Origin of the sequence: uncultured Clostridium sp. (genome assembly GCF_910588715.1) — a bacterium.
In the GTDB taxonomy this organism is placed as follows: Bacteria; Bacillota; Clostridia; order Clostridiales; family Clostridiaceae; genus Clostridium.
In genome coordinates this window covers 897,176-915,244 of record NZ_CAJURG010000001.1, presented here as the reverse complement: position 1 = coordinate 915,244, position 18,069 = coordinate 897,176, and the positions used below count along the sequence as shown (strand labels likewise).

Genomic DNA, 18,069 nt, shown 5'->3' with positions numbered 1-18,069 from the left:
TAGCTTCTACAAGTTCCTTTTTCTTTAAATTTAAAAATGATTAAAGGAGAGTTATTAGTATGAAAGAAAATAAAATAATAGATAAATATATTGCATTAGATGTTGGTGGCTCTGCTATAAAGTATGGATTATTAAATAAATATGGAGAGATATTAGAAAAGGGAAATATAGTAACTGATAATGAAGATATAGATAAGTTTATTTTTGATATTAAAAGTATTGTAGAAAAATATATTAAAAGTGAAAATATTAAAGGGTTAGCATGTAGTTTTCCGGGAGCAGTTAATCAAAAAACAGGATTTATTGAGGGGGTAAGTGCAGTTCCTTGTATTCATAACGTGAATATGAAAAAGCTTTTATCAGAAGCTACTGCATTAGAAATATCTATGGAAAATGATGCGAATTGTTCTGCTTTAGCTGAAGGTTGGATAGGTGCTGCAAAAGATGTGGATAATTTTATATCTATAGTTTTAGGGACAGGAATAGGGGGAGCTGTTGTTATAGATAAGAAAATATTAAGAGGTAAAAATCTTCATGGTGGAGAATTTGGCTTTATTCAAGTTACAGATGAGAAGGGCGAAAATGGATTAGGAAATGTATGGAGCAGAGTTGCATCAACTGGAGCATTGATAAGAAGAGTTGCAAATAGAAAAAATATAGATGTTTCTGATTTAACAGGACAATTAGTTTTTGAAATGGAAAAAGATGATGAAGAGGTAAAGGAAGAGTTTGCAGAGTGGTTTAAAGTTTTGGCAAAGGGTATTTACAACATTCAATATATATTAGACCCAGAAAAAATATTAATTGGTGGAGGAATATCTGCAAGAAAGGATTTTATAGATAGATTAAATAAATATTTAGAGTTAATGAAAAATAAAGAATCAACATTGGATATTAAGGTAGAGAAATGCGAATTTGATAATGATGCAAATTTAATTGGAGCATTATATAACTTTTTATATTGTAAATAGGAATTGGAGTGATAGATATGAAATATAATTTTCCTAATAATTTTTGGTGGGGAGCAGCAACTTCAGGACCACAATCTGAAGGAAGATTTAATAAAATAAATAAGAATATATTTGATTATTGGTTTGATAAGGAACCTGAAAAATTTCACAATGGAGTTGGACCAAATATAGCATCAAATTTTTATAATAGCTATAAAGATGATATAGCTATGATGAAAAGCATAGGATTAAATTCTTTTAGAACCTCAATTCAATGGACAAGGCTTATAAAAAATTTTGAAACTTGTGAAGTTGATGAAGATGGAGTTAATTTTTATAATTCAGTAATTAATGAATGTATTAAAAATAATATTACTCCTATTATGAATTTAAATCATTTTGATTTACCTATAGAATTATATGAAAAATATAGTGGTTGGGAATCAAAGCACGTGACAGATTTATTTGCAAAGTATACTAAAAAAGCATTTGAGTTATTTAGTGATAGAGTTAAATATTGGGCTACTTTTAATGAGCCTATAGTTATAATAGAAGGTCAATATTTATACAAGCATCACTATCCACAGATTGTAGATGGCAAAAAAGCAGTACAAGTTGCCTATAATTTAAATTTAGCATCTGCAAAAGCTATTAGAGAATTTAAAAAGTTAGGGTGTAATAAAAATGGTGGGAAGATATCTATAATTTTAAACTTAACACCATCTTATCCAAGGAGTAATTCAATAGAAGATTTAAAAGCTTCTAATATACGTGATATGTTTTTTAATAGAATGTTTTTAGATCCAGCTGTTTATGGAAAGTTTCCTGAAGAATTAGTTGAATTATTAAAAAAGGATGGAGTAATATGGGATTCTACAGAAGAGGAAGATAAAATAATAGCTGAAAATACAGTAGACTTTTTAGGAGTTAATTATTATCAACCATCTAGAGTAAAGGCTAGAGAGAGTAGCTTTGATGAAGGTAGTGGATGGATGCCAGATAAATATTTTGATTTTTATGATATGCCGGGGAAAAAAATTAATCCACATAGAGGATGGGAGATATATCCTAAGGCTATTTATGATATTTCAAATAATATTAAGGAAAATTACAAAAATATACCCTGGTATGTTTCTGAAAATGGAATGGGAGTAGAAGGTGAAGAAAAGTTTAGAAATTTAAATGGAATAATTGAAGATGATTATAGGATTGAATTTATAATGGAACATTTAGCTTATCTTCATAAAGGGATAGAAGAAGGAAGCAATTGTTTTGGCTATCATTTATGGACACCAATTGATTGCTGGTCATGGAATAATTCGTATAAAAATAGATACGGATTTATATCATTAAATTTAGAAAATCAAGTTAAAACTATAAAAAAATCAGGTTACTGGTTTAAGAGTGTTTCTGATAATAATGGTTTTTAAAATCTAGGTTTCTTGGAGGAAATTATGTATTTAATACCTAACCCTTATAGGTATAGTGAAAAAGATGGATATTTTAAATTAGAAAATAAAACTAATATTAATTTATCATATAGTTGTAATTTTTATGAATTAGATTGTGCATTAGAATTACAAAAAGAAATTAAAAATATTTATGGATTCAATATTGGTATAAATAAAAGCATAAACAATAAAGCTTTAAAAGATTCTATAAATATAATTAAAGAAAAAGGAATGAAAGATGAAGAGTATAAGCTCATTATAAAAAATGATTCTATTGAAATAATTTCTAGCTTTAATTCAGGAATATTTTATGCTATTCAAACATTAAAGCAAATATTAAAGCAAAGTAGTAATTTGATTAAATGTTTAGAAATAGAGGATAAGCCTCATTTTAAAAATCGTGGATTTTTTCATGATGTAACTAGGGGAAAGGTTCCAACACTTGAAACATTAAAGCAATTAGTAGATAAGGCTGCTTTTTATAAAATAAATCAAATTCAATTATATATTGAACATACCTTTGCATTTAAAGGTATGAGTGAAGTATGGTTAGATAAAGATCCATTAACATCAAAAGAAATATTAATATTAGATATGTATTGCAAAAAGAAAAATGTAGAGCTTGTACCAGCACTATCAACCTTTGGTCATTTATATGAAGTTCTTCGTAGCAAATCTTTTTGTAATTTATGTGAAATTGATGGTATGGAAGAGGATAAATATTCATTTTATGAAAGAATGGCACATCATACTTTAGATGTTAGTAATGAAGAAAGTTTAAAATTAGTAGAAAATATGTTAGAGCAATATATACCATTATTTACTTCAGATAAGTTTAATATTTGTGGAGATGAAACATTTGATTTAGGGAAAGGAAAAAGTAAAGAGTTATTAGATAAAATAGGCGAAGGAAAATTGTATATAGATTTTTTAAACAAGGTAATATCAATTGTTAAAAAATATGATAAAAAGGTGATGTTTTGGGGAGATGTAATATTAAATCATGCTGATTTATTAAATGAATTGCCAAAGGATTTAATTTGTTTAAATTGGAATTATTCTAATGAAGTAACAGAAGAAAAAACTAAAATAATAGCTGACTCTAATAGAGAACAATATGTATCACCAGGGGTAGGAAGCTGGAATCAACTTGTTAGTTATATGGATAAAGCCTTTGAAAATATAAGAAGAATGGTTAATTATGGAGTAAAGTATAATGCAACTGGAGTACTGAATACAGACTGGGGAGACTTTGGACATATAAATCTTTTATCAAGTTCAATTCCTGGAATGATATATGGTGCAGCCTTATCATGGAATCCAAATGATGAATTAAGTAATAATTTTAAAGATAATTTTACTGAAATATATAAAGCAATATCTAGAGTTGAATATGGAGATAAATCACTTAAGGTAGTTTCATTATTAAATGAGTTGACGAATGAACATAAAATGAGATGGGAAGAGGTTGTAGCTTTTAAGGAAAAGTATTATAATCTTAAAGAAAAATTAGAAAAAATAGATTTGAAATATTTAGAAAATGAATATAAGAAATCTTGCAATATAGAAAATAAACTAATGAGCTTATTAAAGGATATAGAAAATAAATGTGATGTTCAAGAGCTTATAATTTTAACTAAAGGAATTGGGTTATTTAATCAATTTTTTATAACTATTATGAAATACGATTTAGAAAATGAGAATATAAATTTAATGTATGAGCCTAATAAATTAGCTGAAAGTATTGAAATATGGTTTTATGATTATTCAAAGGCATGGAGATTAAGGAATAAAGAAAGTGAATTGTATAGAATAAGAGAAGTTATACAATATATATGTAAGTACTTAAGGACATTATAAAATATAGTATTTCTATATTAATTATTTAATTTTAATCTTAGTAATTATATTTTTTTATAAAACATTATGAGTGTTATTTTTAATGCTCATAATGTTTTATTTTATAAGATTAAATACATAATATGGTATTTAACTTAGGAAAATAGTTACTTATTTTAGTAAATATAGATATATGATAAATTACAGCGATATATGAGATTTGACGTTATTAATTATAAGGAAGATAATGTAAGTAAATAAACAAATAAAAAGTTAGGGGTATTAGGGGGCGAGAGCTATTATGAATTATGAGATGTTTCCACAAGTTGTAGGAGGATTATTAATAATACTTATAGTAGCTTCATTAATTTCAATAGTTGTAACTAATATAAAAAAGTAAAGTAAGTAAAAAAAGGATTTGCATGTATTGCAAATCCCTTTTTTATAAATATGTTTTAAAGTGAGCTAGGAATTATCTAGACCATAAAGGTGAAGATATTATATAATATGGAATATACAAGCAGATGGGGTGAAGGATTTTGAAATACATATATAATTTAGCATTTAAAATGTCAGTATCAGCAACTATTGCATTAATTATAGGAAATATATTAGGTTTACAGTATGCAACAGTTGGAGCAGTTATTGCTATATTAAGCATACAAGATACTAGAAAAAAGGCATTAATTATAAGCTGCAAGAGAGTAATTGCTTGTAGTATTGGAATTTTAATATCATCAATTTTATATAATATATTAGGAAATGAAGCATTAGTTTTTGGATTATTTTTAATAACTTTAATTCCTATTACATCAAGATTAAAAGTACAAGAAGGAATGGTACCAGCTGTAGTTTTATCAACTCATTTTTTAGTTGCAAATGAAATAACAGTTAAATTAATTTTAAATGAAATATTATTAATGATAATCGGAATTGGAATAGCTGCAATTGCTAATATCTTTATGCCTTCCCTTGAAGATAAATTTAAAGCAGATAAAGAGTGGATAGAAGAGCATTATAGAATTATAATAAGCAAAATGTCAAAGTCATTAATAACTCATACAGTTGATGTTAATGAACAAAAAATTATAATTGAAGTTGAAAAAAGACTATATGAAAGTAAGGAAACTGCATATAAGATAATAAATAATCATTTTTTTAAAGTTTCATCATATTATACTGATTATATAAATATGAGAATTAATCAATTTGATACAATAAAAAGAATGAGATTACATTTTCAAAGATTTAATATACCAGTTGAACAAATGAATATTATGTCTGATTTTACTTTGTGTGTTGCAGAAAATATACGTGAAATGAATGATTGTAAATCATTATTAAGTGATTTAGAAATTTTAAGAAGTGAATTTAAAAAAATGGAATTACCAAAGACTAGGGAAGAATTTGAAAGTAGAGCTCAATTGCTTCAATTCTTAAATGATATGGAAGAATTTTTGTTAATAAAAAGAAACTTTTTTACTACTATAGAAAATTATTAAAATTAATTTAAGCAGTAAATAGATTAAAAATTATGTTAATCTATTTACTGTTTAATTATTTTATTAATCAAGTTTTAATACATCAGTATAATTTACAGAACAATAGCCATTATCTTTTGTTCCATCAATGTCAGTATATAATTCATTTCCAAAATAAACTGCTACTTTATTTACAGAATAGTTATATCCGTAAGTATTTACTATAGCTTGTATAACTCCGTTAGCTATTTCTTTAGAAAGTTCCATATCTTTAATGAAGTTTTCATTAAATACAACACTTAATACATTAGTTTCATAATTTAATGTCGCAGAACTTACTCCATAATCTTTAGATAATGTAAAAAAGTTTTTATTTCCTTTAGGTGCGTTATATAGTTGTTCAGTTAATGCAGTAACAAAAGCATTATCTGTTACTTTTACACTTGTATCAATGCAATAGGTTTTAAGGTCAACTTTGTTAAAATAGAAAACCCTACAGTTTCTGCTCTTAGTAGTAGGAGCTGATGGACTTGAAGATTTATCGGGAGTAATATTAGAAGTATTATTTTGTGTTACTGAACTACTATTAGCTAAAGTTGAATCAGCAGGAACATTTGTGTTATTAGCAGTAGTATTTTCAGTGGTAGGCTTAGTATTAGTTTCAGCTGTAGAGTTATTAGCATCAGTATTTGCTACATCATTTCCAGTTTCAGCAGCAGTTGGTGCAGAATTTGAATCATCAGTAGTAGGAGATTCTTGTCCCATAATTGCACTCTTTAATCCGCATGATGTTAAAGATAAACATAAAGCAATGGTACAGCTTAAAGTTATTAATTTTCTTTTCATAATATCACCTCAAATAAATTATTTACACTAAAAATATTAACATATATTTACAAATAATTAAATGATTTATTTAAAATAATATATAATTTTAAGAAAAAATATATATAATTAAAAAAGGGGTGGTGAATTATGGATATTTTAAAAGAAATAAAACTTATAAGTAATTATATAATTTCATTAAGAAAGGATTTTCATAAGTATCCTGAGTTAAGCATGGAGGAGCATAGAACATCTAAAAGAATTAAAGAAGAATTGGATAAAATAGGTGTTAAATATCAAGATGGAATAAAAACTGAAGTGGTTGCTACTATTGGTAAGGGGGAAGGACGAGTAATAGCATTAAGAGCAGATATGGATGCTTTGAGAATACAAGAAAATACAGGAGTTAGATATGCTTCGCAAAATAAGGGAATAATGCATGCTTGTGGACATGATGCTCATATGGCAGCTTTACTTGGAGCAGCTATTGTATTAAAAAAATATGAAGATAGTATTCCAGGAAAAATAATTTTTATATTTCAGCCATCTGAGGAAAATTCCTGTGGAGCAAGGTTGGTTTCTGAACATGGGTATTTGGATGAAGTAGATGAAATTTTTGGTTTACATGTATTTGGAGATATAGAATGTGGAAAAATTTCTATAGAGGAAGGTCCAAGAATGGCTGCATCAAATAAATTTACTATAAGGGTTATTGGTAAGTCTGGGCATGCAGGAAAGCCACATCAATGTGTTGATTCTACTTTAGTTTGTTCATCTATAGTAATGAATTTGCAATCTATAATCAGTAGAGAAATAGATCCTGTTAATTCAGCAGTAGTAACAATAGGTCATATTCAATCAGGTTATACTCATAATATTATTTCAGGTGAGGCTATAATAGAAGGAACAATAAGAACATTTAATGCAATAACAGCTAAGCACATTATAAAATCAATTAAAAGAATTGCATATAGTACAGCATTAGCGTATGGTGCAACTGCAAGTGTTGAATATGATGTTGCACATCATCCAGCAGTAATTAACGATCCTAATGTAACAAAGACAGCATTAGAGGCTGCTAAAAAAATATTTCCAGCAGAAGACATTATAAAAGTCCCAAGAATGATGTTAGGTGAAGATTTTTCTATATATCAAAAAAGGATTCCAGGAACATTTGCTTTTGTTGGTGCTGGAAATGAGGAAATTGGTAGGGATTATCCAAATCATAATGATAAATTTAATATAGATGAAAGGGCTGTATTAATTAGTGCTGAATTGTATTTAGCATATGCTATAGAAGCTATGGTTAAAGATATAAAGAAATCTTAATAATTAGGGGGAATTATGGAATTAGAAATTTTAAGACATATTCAAAGTATAGCAAATCCATTTTTAGATTTTTTATTTCAATTAATAACTATGTGTGGTGAACAAATAATTATTATTACAGTAATAGCAATTATTTATTGGTCATTAGATAAAAGGTTTGGAGAATATATAGCTTACTCTCTTCTAACTAGTGTGCTTTTAAATAATACAATAAAGGATATTTTTAAAATGAAAAGACCAATAGGGGAAGAAGGAATTAGGTCATTAAGAGAAAAAACAGCGACTGGATATTCTTTTCCTAGTGGTCATACCCAAAGTGCTTCTTCATTTTATGGAGCTATAGCAATTTATTTGAAAAAGAAGGCAATATATATTATTGCAACTATAATGATTGTTTTGATTGGATTTTCTAGATTATATTTAGGTGTGCATTATCCAAAGGATGTTATAGTTGGTGGAATACTAGGAGTATTGGTATCATTAATATGCTATAAATTATATAATAGATTTGAAAATAAAATGTTGTTATATGTAATAACATTTATAATATTTATTCCTGCATTAACATTTGCACATTCTCCAGATTTTATTAAGGGAATGGGAACTTATTTAGGTTTTATTATTGGGATATTTATTGAAAAAAGATATGTTAATTTTAGTTTAGAATCAAATAATGGTAATAAAATAATAAGGGTATTATTAGGAATATTAATTTTATTAGTATTACAGGTTGGATTAAAACATTTACTACCAAGTGAAATAGTATTTTCATTTTTAAGATACTTTTTAATAAGTTTAATCGCAATAGGAGTATATCCTATGACATTTAAATATATGAAAATTTAAAAATAAGGGTTATACTCATATTAAAATATTTAAATTAAATATGAGTATAGTCCCTTTTTATTACATATAATTTTGTTGGTAAGTTATAAAAATTTTATTTTAAAGTAGCTTCAAGGGTTTTTAATCTAGAAATATAAGCTTGAGTATTTGTAACTTCATTTTTAGCAATTTCTTTAACTAATTCACTCTTAGAACATTTATTATCAAGTGATGAAATATCATAAGATGCTTGTAAAAGTGAAATTGCTTGTTTAATATAGACTATTTCATTGCTATCTGATGTTTTAATTTCACTTAATTCTTTTTGAAGTTTATCTATTATTAATTTATATTCTTTTATGTATTCTGTATCGTTTTTAAGTTGTTCACTATTTTTACCAAGTGTATCAATTATTTTAGATAATTCAATTCTCATTTCCTTTACTTCACCAGTATAGTTGTCAATAATATCTTCACTAATATCTGTTAATTCTGGATTGCTTGAATAGCTTTCTATATTGTGAGTAGCAAATAATATAGCTCTATGTAATAGTATTTCTTCACCTAAATAATCTATACAAGTGCTACCTGAAGCAGAAAGTTTTGAAAGTTTAGTTACTATTCCAGTTAAATATTCAGATGTAACTTCATAGTATGGATCATCTATAAATTGTGAATAGGGATTTTCTATGCAAGATGCAGATACTGGTATACTGCAAAGCAACATAGATACTAAAGAAAGCATTGCTAAAAGAAAGCAAATAATTTTTTTCATTTGTTTCACTCCTTAAAATTATTAATAATATTTATTATGTTTAAAATAATAAGAATTTATTTATTATAAATAAAAATATTGATTTTACGTTATATTATTTAAATATTTTAAAAGATAAATATTTAAATAATTCAGATTGTTTTGATATAATTTTAAAAAGAAAGATTTATTTTAAAGTAGAAGTTAAATAATTTTTAATAAAATTATTATTAAAAAGTTTTTTTATTTTAGGTAATATAGGAGGAAAGATAAAATGATAGTAGTATGTCCAGGATGCTCAGGAATAGATGTAGACTTAGTTAAAAAAGAATTTAAAAATGTAAAGATAATTTTTGGATGTATAGGAGAATGTGGGGGAAGGATGGATGGAACTATAGTTGCAATGGTAGATGGAAGTTTTATTGAAGCTAAAACTGAAGAGGAATTTATAATAAAAGCAAGATCAATATTAAACTTAAAATAATAAATATTTAGTCGTTACGTAATGAAAATCTTATAAAAAGGATACTAATTCAATAATATTTAATCATATAAGGATTTATTACCTTTAAACTTAGGAATTTCAGACGTAACGACTAATTTATTTAATATATTTATTTAAAAAGTTTTCTATAGTACTCCAATATAATTTAGGGTTAACGTAACTTGCCTTAGCGTGGGATGCACCATTAATAATTAGTTTTTCCTTTTCAACTGTTGAAGCATTATATAGTTCATCAAGCATAAAAAATGGAACAAAATCATCTTTATCCCCATGTATAAAAAGTGTTGGAGTTATTGATTTTTTTATCTGTTTTATGGGAGATGCTTCACTAATAAAATATCCTGATTTAAGTTTACAAATAATACTTGCTATATGCATCAGTGGAAATGGTGGTAATTTAAATAAAGATTTAAGTTGATAAGAAAATTGATTCCAAGTAGATGTATAGCCACAATCTTCTATTATAGCTTTAACATTTTTAGGAAGAGTTTCTCCAGACGTACTCATAACAGTTGCTGCCCCCATGGAAACACCAAAAAGAACAATTTGAGAATTATTATAAGTATTAGCAATATAATTTGATAAGTCTAAAACATCATATCTTTCGTGCCAACCCATTCCTATATAATTTCCTTCACTTTTACCGTGCCCCCTTAAATCAGGGATTATAATATTGTATCCCATATTATAGAAGTTTTGAGCATATGAAGCCATATATATACCATTAGAGTTATAACCATGAACAGCAATAACCCATTTATTAGAATTATTTTTATTTTTTATAATATAATTGTGTAAATTTAATTTATCCTTAGATTTAATAAATAAATCTTCATAGTTACTGTATTTAAGTAGCCATGTTTTACTATTCACATTAGAAACGCCACTAGTTTCATTTTCTTTTGTATTTTCATTATTTTTAGGTTTAAATATTAAATCCTTAGGATATTTAGGGTTTATTCCTAAGTTATATAAATAGTTTCCACCATAGTAAATTAAAATTACTAAAGATATAATTATAAAACATAATAAAACTATTAGCATTTCATTCATAAACTCACTTTCTAAAATAAAAGTTTTATATTAATAATTATATCATAAAAATAATTTTAACATTAATTAAAAAAATACCTTAATTAAAAAGGAAAATATTTACAGATGTTTAATATTATATATGAATGAAAATTTTAAGGGGGAAAGGTTATGAATAAAAGAACAATATTTAAAATTGGAGGCACATTATTAGTAAGTTGTTTATTTACTAATGCTATAGTTAAAACACAGGGAGATGAAAAAGTAATAAATAAACAGGTAGCTACTTATTCATATAAGGATAATTACTTTATTATACCAGATAGTAGTGATAGATATCTAACAGAATATGATTTAAGTGGATTAACTAAGGATCAATTAGAAATAGCAAGAAATGAGATATATGCAAGACATGGATATCAATTTCAACAACAAAAAATGATTAATTATTTTAATAATCAAAGTTGGTATGTAAAAAGTAACAAGAAAGTTACAACAGATGACTTAAGTGAGCTGGAATATGCAAATGTTGTATTCATACAAAAGTTTGAAGATGAAGGTATGTCTAACAATAATGAAATTTATTATGGAGATTTTGTTATACCAGACAGTAGTTATAGAAAAGTTACAACAGATGAATTGAAGTATTTATCAAATCATCAATTAGCAGTTGCAAGAAATGAAATATATGCAAGGAATGGATATATTTTTGTAAGTAATGAATGGAAGGATTTTTTTGTTAATGAACCTTGGTATACACCTATATCAACATCTGTAACATTAAATAGTACTGAAGAATATAATGTTGCAAGAATATTAGAAGAAGAAGCTATAAGATAAAATTAATAAAACATCATATTAAAAATATAGTAAAGTGCTATGTAAATACTCTTAAAAGGAGCTACTTAAAATTTTAAATAGCTCTTTTTAAGAGTAATATTTTTATTTAATTAAAATATAATTAATTATTTTCCACTATCGCCATAGTTAGAAAGAACTCTAGCACTTGGATCATTAACGTTACAGCCATTCCAAGACTTATTTGGCATCCAAAAATCTTTAATCCATTTAGCATTTCCAGAATAGTATTTTTCAAAAATATCTCTATACAAAAGTGCTTCTTTAGTAAATGGTGTGCAATAGTTATATTTTTCTTTAGCTAATATAAGGTCTGCAGACGTATATTTATTTTCTGCAAATTCTTTTAAATAATCTACTAAAGAATGTCCCACAGCATCGCTAAAAGCAGCTTTCTCACGATATAGTAAATCTCTAGGAAGATAGTTATCTTCTTCAAAGGCCTTTCTTAACAAATATTTTCCTTTATTGTAAACATTCATTTTTTTTGATGGATTAATACTCATTACATAATTTACAAAATCAATATCTGCAAAAGGAACTCTACCTTCTAATGCATGAGCAGAAATACATCTATCTGCTCTTAAAACATCATACATATAAAGCTCTTTTATTCTTTTTTGAGATTCTTTTTGAAACTCCATTGGGTTAGGTGCAAAATCAGTATATTTGTAACCAAATAACTCATCGCTTACTTCACCCGTTAAAATAACTTTTAAATCAGTATTTTCGTGAATATATTTACATAATAAATACATTCCAATACTAGCTCTAATTGTAGTAATATCAAAGGTTTCTAAGTGATAAACAACTTCTTCTAATGAGTTTAGAACATCATCTTTAGTTATTATAACCTCGGTATGATCAGTTCCTAAAAATTCAGCAGCTTGTTTTGCATATTTTAAATCTATTGGGTCTGTGTCCATTCCAATAGCAAATGTTTTAATTGGTTTATCCATAAATCTTTGGGAAATTGAGCATACAAGAGAAGAATCTAATCCTCCACTTAACAAATAACCAATAGGAACATCAGCATGAAGTCTTTTTTCTACAGCTGATATAAGCTTGGTTTTTATATTAGTAAATATAACATTTAAATCGTCATTATTAATAAATTTTGATTGAGATAGGTCATTATAACAAATGAATTCACCATCTTTATAATAATGACCAGGAGGAAAAGGCATAATATTTTCACAATAATTTATTAATGCTTTTGCCTCACTTGCAAAAGAAATTTTATGGTCTTCTTTTGTATATCCGTAAAACATAGGTCTAATTCCCATTGGGTCTCTAGCAGCCATTATAGAATTAGACTTAGAATCATATAAAACTAATGCAAATTCTGCATCAAGCATCTTACAGGCTATTTCAATTCCATATTTACAGTATAATGGAAGTAAAACTTCACAATCACTATTAGAATGAAATTTATACTCAGAGGATAATAGTTTTCTTAAAAGTTCATAATTATAAATTTCACCATTACATACTAAACAACATTCGTTGTATTTAAAAGGTTGATTTCCATTAGAAGATAAGTCCATTATTGATAAGCGATTAAATCCAAAGCATAAATCATTTTCAATAGTAGAATAACTGTTATCAGGTCCTCTATGTTCAAGACTTTTTAATGAATTTGAAAGATCATAAATATTTAATTTATTAGAAGAAAATACAACAAAACTACACAAGTTTAAAGCCCCCTTTTTATAAAAATAATAAAGGCCCGCTAAAAGCGAGCCTTAAAAACAATCCTAATTTACACAAAGGCTCAAGATAGTAAATAAAAATTAAATTCTTAATTTTTAAATTACAAAATCATCGCCTTTGATGATATATTAAAAAATCTATTTGTTAAATTATATTAATAATATATTAAAAATGTAACAAAATATAAAAATATATTTTTATATTTTAAGAAAATAAAAAAGTTATAAATTTTTATAAAATAATTTTATTTAATTATTTTAAACTATAAATACATGAACTTGATAGATTATAAATACGAACTATAGATAAAGCAATATAAATAATGTACAATATTATAAGAAAATAATGTGTTTTTTAAATACAATATATTATATTGCTATAAATAAAATTTTAATATAAGGAGAATTTATATGTTATTAAGTGAATTATTAAAAAATTCAAATTTGAGTTATACTTCTACAAATGAAATAGATTATAAAAGCATAAATGTTATAGATATTACAAGGGATACAAGACAAGTAATTGAGGGTAGTCTTTTTATTGCAGTTATAGGATTAAAAGTAGATGGACATGATTTAATAGATGATGCAATAAAAAAAGGTGCAAAGGTAATTATTCATAGTAAAGATATAAATGATATTAAAGAGGGAATTGCTTATATAAAAGTAGAGGACACAAGAGAATGTATGGCTATTATTGCAAAAACATTCTTTAATATACAAGATGGTGATTTAACATTTTTAGGGGTAACAGGTACAAATGGAAAGACTACATCAACATATATGATGAAACATATATTAGAACATGCAGGAAATAAAGTTGGGCTTATAGGAACTATAGCAAACTATATTGGAGAAAAAATGATTCCAACAACAATGACAACTCCAGAAGCTATAGAATTATTTAGACTTATTAAAGATATGAAAGAGGCTAATTGTAAATACTGCCTAATGGAAGTGTCATCACATGCTTCTGATATGGGCAGAGTAGAAGGGCTTAACTTTAGTAGAGGAATGTTTACAAATTTAACTCAAGATCATATGGATTATCATAAGACATTTGAAAATTATTATAATGCAAAATTTAAATTTATTAAGAATGCAGAAACTACTGTTATAAATTGTGATGATAAATATGGAAAGAAAATGTTAGATACATTACATGAAAATAGTAATGATGACAAAGTTGTTACTTCTTATGGTGTAAATGATGGGTATGTTAGAGCTAAGAATTTAGATTTACAAGCAAATGGTTCAACATTTGATTTATATATAGGTGATGAGTTAAAAGGAAAAGTTAAGCTTCATATTCCAGGACTTTATAATATTTATAATGCATTAGGTGTTATAGGAATGCTCGTTGTTTATGGATATGTAAGTGTAGAGGATGTTATAGAAGGCTTTGATACAATGAAAGCAGTCTCTGGAAGATGTGAAAGAGTATATCACGATAAAATGAATTCTACGATAGTTGTAGACTATGCTCATACTCCTGATGGACTTGAAAATATTTTAGAAACAATGAAAGAAGTTGTTAATGGAAAATTAATAACAGTATTTGGCTGTGGTGGAGATAGAGATAAAACAAAAAGACCTTTAATGGGAGCAATTGCTGAAAAATATAGTGATGTTGTAATAGTAACATCTGATAATCCAAGAACAGAAGAACCAAGTAAAATAATAGAAGATATATTGGAAGGAATACGAGATAGTCATATAGTTATTGAAGATAGAAAAGAAGCTATAGAGTATGCATGTAAAATTGCTAGCAAAGATGATATAGTTGTTATAGCAGGTAAGGGACACGAAGATTATCAAATAATTGGAACAGTAAAACATCATTTTAGTGATAAAGAAACAGTTACAAATTATTTTGATAGAATTTAATTAAATAATTATTTAAAAATAATAGATATGCTTAAAGTATATCTATTATTTTTTGTAAAATTTAAAAGAATTTTGGGAATGTTTTCATGAAAACGTATGAATTTAAAAAAAAATTTAGTGATTTTTAAAAGTAACATAAAGAATATACAAAAAATATAAATAATATACAAATGTTTTTTTGAAAAATTGATATTATAGATATTGTAAACGAAATAATCATAAAATTAATTTTTTGAGTATATATTTATTAAAAAATAATGAATGTAAGGTGGGATAATTTATGGTTAAAAATAATTTAGCTGAAATCCTAAAAAATAGATTTCAGAAATCCATAGAAGAAGCAACAAACGAAGAAGTATATTTAGCATTATTAGAAATGACTAAAGGATGTATTAAGAATAAGGGAACAAATAAAGGAAATAAAAAATTATATTATATATCAGCAGAATTTTTAATTGGAAAGCTATTATCAAATAATTTAATAAATTTAGGTCTTTACGATGAAGTTAAAGAAGTTTTAGCGGCAAATGGGAAAGATTTAACTGAAATAGAAGAAATAGAATTAGAACCTTCATTAGGAAATGGTGGATTAGGAAGACTAGCTGCATGTTTCTTAGATTCAATTGCAACTTTAGGATTAAATGGAGATGGAGTTGGATTAAATTATCACTACGGATTATTTAAGCAAGTGTTTAATAATAATAAACAAACAGCTGAAAAAAATCCATGGATAACTAAGGAAAGCTGGTTAAATAAATCTAATATTAAATTTGATGTATTATTTGGTGGATTTAAAGTAACTTCAACGTTATATGATATAGATGTAACTGGATATAATCAATCTTCAAATAAATTAAGATTATTTGATGTAGATACAATAAATGAAACTTTAGTTAAAGATGGAATAAACTTTGATAAAGAAGCTATTAAAGAAAACTTAACATTATTCTTATATCCAGATGATAGTGATGAAGCAGGACATTTATTAAGAATATATCAACAATATTTTATGGTAAGTAATGCTGCACAATTAATTCTTTTAGAAGCAGAAGAAAATGGATATGATTTACGTAAATTACATGAGCATGTTGTAGTTCAAATTAATGATACACATCCTTCAATGGTTATACCAGAACTAATAAGATTATTAGGAGAAAAAGGTATAGAAATGGAAGAAGCTGTCGGAATCGTTACCAAAACTTGTGCATATACAAATCATACAATATTATCTGAAGCATTAGAAAAGTGGCCAGTAGCTTATTTAGAAAAAGTTGTACCTCAATTAATGCCAATTATAAGAGAATTAGATAATAGAGTTAAAGAAAAATATAATGATGAAAGAGTTCATATTATAGATAATCATGATAGAGTTCATATGGCTCATATGGATATACATTACGGATTTAGTGTAAATGGTGTTGCAGCACTTCATACAGAAATTTTAGAACAAGAAGAATTAAGACCATTTTATGATATATATCCAGAAAAGTTTAATAATAAGACAAATGGTATAACATTTAGAAGATGGTTAATCCACTGTAATAATGAATTAACTAACTATATTACAGAGCTTATCGGTGATGAATTTAAAACTGATGCAACTAAATTAGAAGATTTATATAAGTACGTTGATAATAAAGAAGTATTAGCAAAGCTTGGTGAAATAAAGAAACATAATAAAATTGCATTAAAAAAATATTTAAAAGATACTCAAGATATTGAAATAGATGAAAATTCTATTTTTGATATTCAAATAAAGAGACTTCATGAATATAAGAGACAACAAATGAATGTTTTATATATCATTCATAAATATTTAGATATTAAGGCTGGAAATATTCCAACAACTCCAATAACAATGATATTTGGGGCAAAGGCTGCACCAGCTTACGTAATAGCACAAGATATAATTCATACAATTCTTTGCTTACAAGAAATTATAAATAATGATCCTGTTGTCAGCAAACATTTAAAAGTTGTTATGGTAGAAAACTATAATGTAACTAAAGCATCTAAGTTAATACCAGCTTGTGATGTTTCAGAACAAATTTCTTTAGCATCTAAAGAAGCTTCAGGAACAGGTAACATGAAGTTTATGTTAAATGGAGCATTAACTTTAGGAACTGAAGATGGTGCTAATGTTGAAATTCATCAATTAGTTGGTGACGAAAATATTTATATATTTGGTGAGTCAAGTGAGCAAGTAATTGAACACTATAAGAAGGGTGATTACATTTCAAAACATTATTACGAAAAAGAAAATATTAAAAAGTTAGTTGATTTTATAGTAAGTGATGAAATGTTAAAGGTAGGAGATACAATTAACTTAAATAGACTTCATAATGAATTAATAAATAAAGATTGGTTCATGACATTACTTGATATTGAAGATTATATTAAAACTAAAAATCAAGTATTTGAAGATTATTCAGATAGAGAAGCTTGGAATAGAAAAGTTTTAATAAATATAAGTAAAGCAGGATTCTTCTCATCAGATAGAACAATAGCTCAATATAATGAAGATATTTGGAAATTAAAATAATATAGATAAAAAATTAAAGGAGCTAATAAAAAATTAGCTCCTTTATTATTCCAAGGTTAAACTAGTATATACTTAAAAT

Annotated in this window: 14 protein-coding genes; 10 read left to right on the top strand and 4 right to left on the bottom strand. The window is 25.9% G+C overall.

All coding sequences use genetic code 11. The features are described 5' to 3' along the window. Positions 1-59 precede the first annotated feature (59 nt). The 4 genes from QZ321_RS04495 to QZ321_RS04480 all read left to right on the top strand — a co-directional run bounded on the left by QZ321_RS04495 (position 60) and on the right by QZ321_RS04480 (position 5,742). Positions 60-971 (top strand): ROK family protein, encoded by a 912-nt coding sequence (locus tag QZ321_RS04495; RefSeq protein ID WP_291747510.1) that lies wholly within the window; start codon positions 60-62, stop codon positions 969-971. Positions 972-988: 17 nt separating this feature from the next. Further along, on the top strand, positions 989-2,380 hold the full coding sequence (locus tag QZ321_RS04490; protein ID WP_291747513.1) for a glycoside hydrolase family 1 protein: 1,392 nt from the start codon (positions 989-991) through the stop codon (positions 2,378-2,380). A 24-nt stretch (positions 2,381-2,404) separates the two neighbouring features. Next, positions 2,405-4,261, top strand: coding sequence for a glycoside hydrolase family 20 zincin-like fold domain-containing protein (locus QZ321_RS04485; protein WP_291747516.1), 1,857 nt, complete (start codon positions 2,405-2,407; stop codon positions 4,259-4,261). A gap of 518 nt (positions 4,262-4,779) precedes the next feature. Continuing rightward, positions 4,780-5,742: an aromatic acid exporter family protein gene (locus QZ321_RS04480; RefSeq protein WP_291740756.1), complete on the top strand. Its 963-nt coding sequence runs from the start codon at positions 4,780-4,782 to the stop codon at positions 5,740-5,742. A 63-nt stretch (positions 5,743-5,805) separates the two neighbouring features. On the opposite strand, the gene QZ321_RS04475 is transcribed toward QZ321_RS04480, so the two are convergent. Continuing rightward, entirely contained in the window at positions 5,806-6,567 is a 762-nt protein-coding gene (locus tag QZ321_RS04475; RefSeq protein WP_291740755.1) for a hypothetical protein, read from the bottom strand. A gap of 129 nt (positions 6,568-6,696) precedes the next feature. Between QZ321_RS04475 and QZ321_RS04470 the strand changes: the two genes are divergently transcribed. Both QZ321_RS04470 and QZ321_RS04465 read left to right on the top strand, forming a co-directional pair. Continuing rightward, positions 6,697-7,875 (top strand): M20 family metallopeptidase, encoded by a 1,179-nt coding sequence (locus tag QZ321_RS04470; RefSeq protein WP_291740753.1) that lies wholly within the window; start codon positions 6,697-6,699, stop codon positions 7,873-7,875. A 15-nt stretch (positions 7,876-7,890) separates the two neighbouring features. Continuing rightward, on the top strand, positions 7,891-8,721 hold the full coding sequence (locus QZ321_RS04465; RefSeq protein WP_291747519.1) for a phosphatase PAP2 family protein: 831 nt from the start codon (positions 7,891-7,893) through the stop codon (positions 8,719-8,721). A 94-nt stretch (positions 8,722-8,815) separates the two neighbouring features. On the opposite strand, the gene QZ321_RS04460 is transcribed toward QZ321_RS04465, so the two are convergent. Next, positions 8,816-9,475 (bottom strand): hypothetical protein, encoded by a 660-nt coding sequence (locus tag QZ321_RS04460; protein ID WP_291740749.1) that lies wholly within the window; start codon positions 9,473-9,475, stop codon positions 8,816-8,818. A 253-nt stretch (positions 9,476-9,728) separates the two neighbouring features. On the opposite strand from QZ321_RS04460, the gene QZ321_RS04455 reads away from it, so the two are divergent. Then, positions 9,729-9,938, top strand: a complete 210-nt coding sequence (locus tag QZ321_RS04455) for a DUF1450 domain-containing protein (RefSeq protein ID WP_291740747.1) — start codon at positions 9,729-9,731, stop codon at positions 9,936-9,938. Positions 9,939-10,055: 117 nt separating this feature from the next. Here the strand turns inward: QZ321_RS04455 and QZ321_RS04450 are convergent, their stop codons facing one another. Beyond that, the gene (locus QZ321_RS04450) at positions 10,056-11,012 is read right to left on the bottom strand and encodes an alpha/beta hydrolase (RefSeq protein WP_291747522.1); all 957 of its coding nucleotides are present in this window, start codon (positions 11,010-11,012) and stop codon (positions 10,056-10,058) included. Positions 11,013-11,162: 150 nt separating this feature from the next. Between QZ321_RS04450 and QZ321_RS04445 the strand changes: the two genes are divergently transcribed. Next, positions 11,163-11,831, top strand: a complete 669-nt coding sequence (locus QZ321_RS04445) for a YARHG domain-containing protein (protein WP_291744446.1) — start codon at positions 11,163-11,165, stop codon at positions 11,829-11,831. A gap of 125 nt (positions 11,832-11,956) precedes the next feature. Here the strand turns inward: QZ321_RS04445 and asnB are convergent, their stop codons facing one another. Continuing rightward, positions 11,957-13,543, bottom strand: coding sequence for an asparagine synthase B (gene asnB, locus QZ321_RS04440; RefSeq protein WP_291744444.1), 1,587 nt, complete (start codon positions 13,541-13,543; stop codon positions 11,957-11,959). 429 nt (positions 13,544-13,972) lie between these two features. Between asnB and QZ321_RS04435 the strand changes: the two genes are divergently transcribed. Then, positions 13,973-15,448 carry a UDP-N-acetylmuramoyl-L-alanyl-D-glutamate--2,6-diaminopimelate ligase gene (locus QZ321_RS04435; RefSeq protein WP_291742128.1) on the top strand — a complete coding sequence of 492 codons (1,476 nt, stop codon included), beginning with the start codon at positions 13,973-13,975 and terminating at the stop codon, positions 15,446-15,448. 280 nt (positions 15,449-15,728) lie between these two features. Then, positions 15,729-17,990, top strand: a complete 2,262-nt coding sequence (locus QZ321_RS04430; protein WP_291747524.1) for a glycogen/starch/alpha-glucan phosphorylase — start codon at positions 15,729-15,731, stop codon at positions 17,988-17,990. The last annotated feature ends 79 nt before the right edge of the window (positions 17,991-18,069 follow it).

Coding starts and splice junctions, on each gene's coding strand:
- QZ321_RS04445 (WP_291744446.1), top strand. CDS start 11,163: ATGAATAAAAGAACAATATTTAAAATTGGAGGCACATTATTAGTAAGT.
- QZ321_RS04435 (WP_291742128.1), top strand. CDS start 13,973: ATGTTATTAAGTGAATTATTAAAAAATTCAAATTTGAGTTATACTTCT.
- QZ321_RS04465 (WP_291747519.1), top strand. CDS start 7,891: ATGGAATTAGAAATTTTAAGACATATTCAAAGTATAGCAAATCCATTT.
- QZ321_RS04455 (WP_291740747.1), top strand. CDS start 9,729: ATGATAGTAGTATGTCCAGGATGCTCAGGAATAGATGTAGACTTAGTT.
- QZ321_RS04490 (WP_291747513.1), top strand. CDS start 989: ATGAAATATAATTTTCCTAATAATTTTTGGTGGGGAGCAGCAACTTCA.
- QZ321_RS04450 (WP_291747522.1), bottom strand. CDS start 11,012: ATGAATGAAATGCTAATAGTTTTATTATGTTTTATAATTATATCTTTA.
- QZ321_RS04495 (WP_291747510.1), top strand. CDS start 60: ATGAAAGAAAATAAAATAATAGATAAATATATTGCATTAGATGTTGGT.
- QZ321_RS04460 (WP_291740749.1), bottom strand. CDS start 9,475: ATGAAAAAAATTATTTGCTTTCTTTTAGCAATGCTTTCTTTAGTATCT.
- QZ321_RS04475 (WP_291740755.1), bottom strand. CDS start 6,567: ATGAAAAGAAAATTAATAACTTTAAGCTGTACCATTGCTTTATGTTTA.
- QZ321_RS04470 (WP_291740753.1), top strand. CDS start 6,697: ATGGATATTTTAAAAGAAATAAAACTTATAAGTAATTATATAATTTCA.
- QZ321_RS04430 (WP_291747524.1), top strand. CDS start 15,729: ATGGTTAAAAATAATTTAGCTGAAATCCTAAAAAATAGATTTCAGAAA.
- QZ321_RS04485 (WP_291747516.1), top strand. CDS start 2,405: ATGTATTTAATACCTAACCCTTATAGGTATAGTGAAAAAGATGGATAT.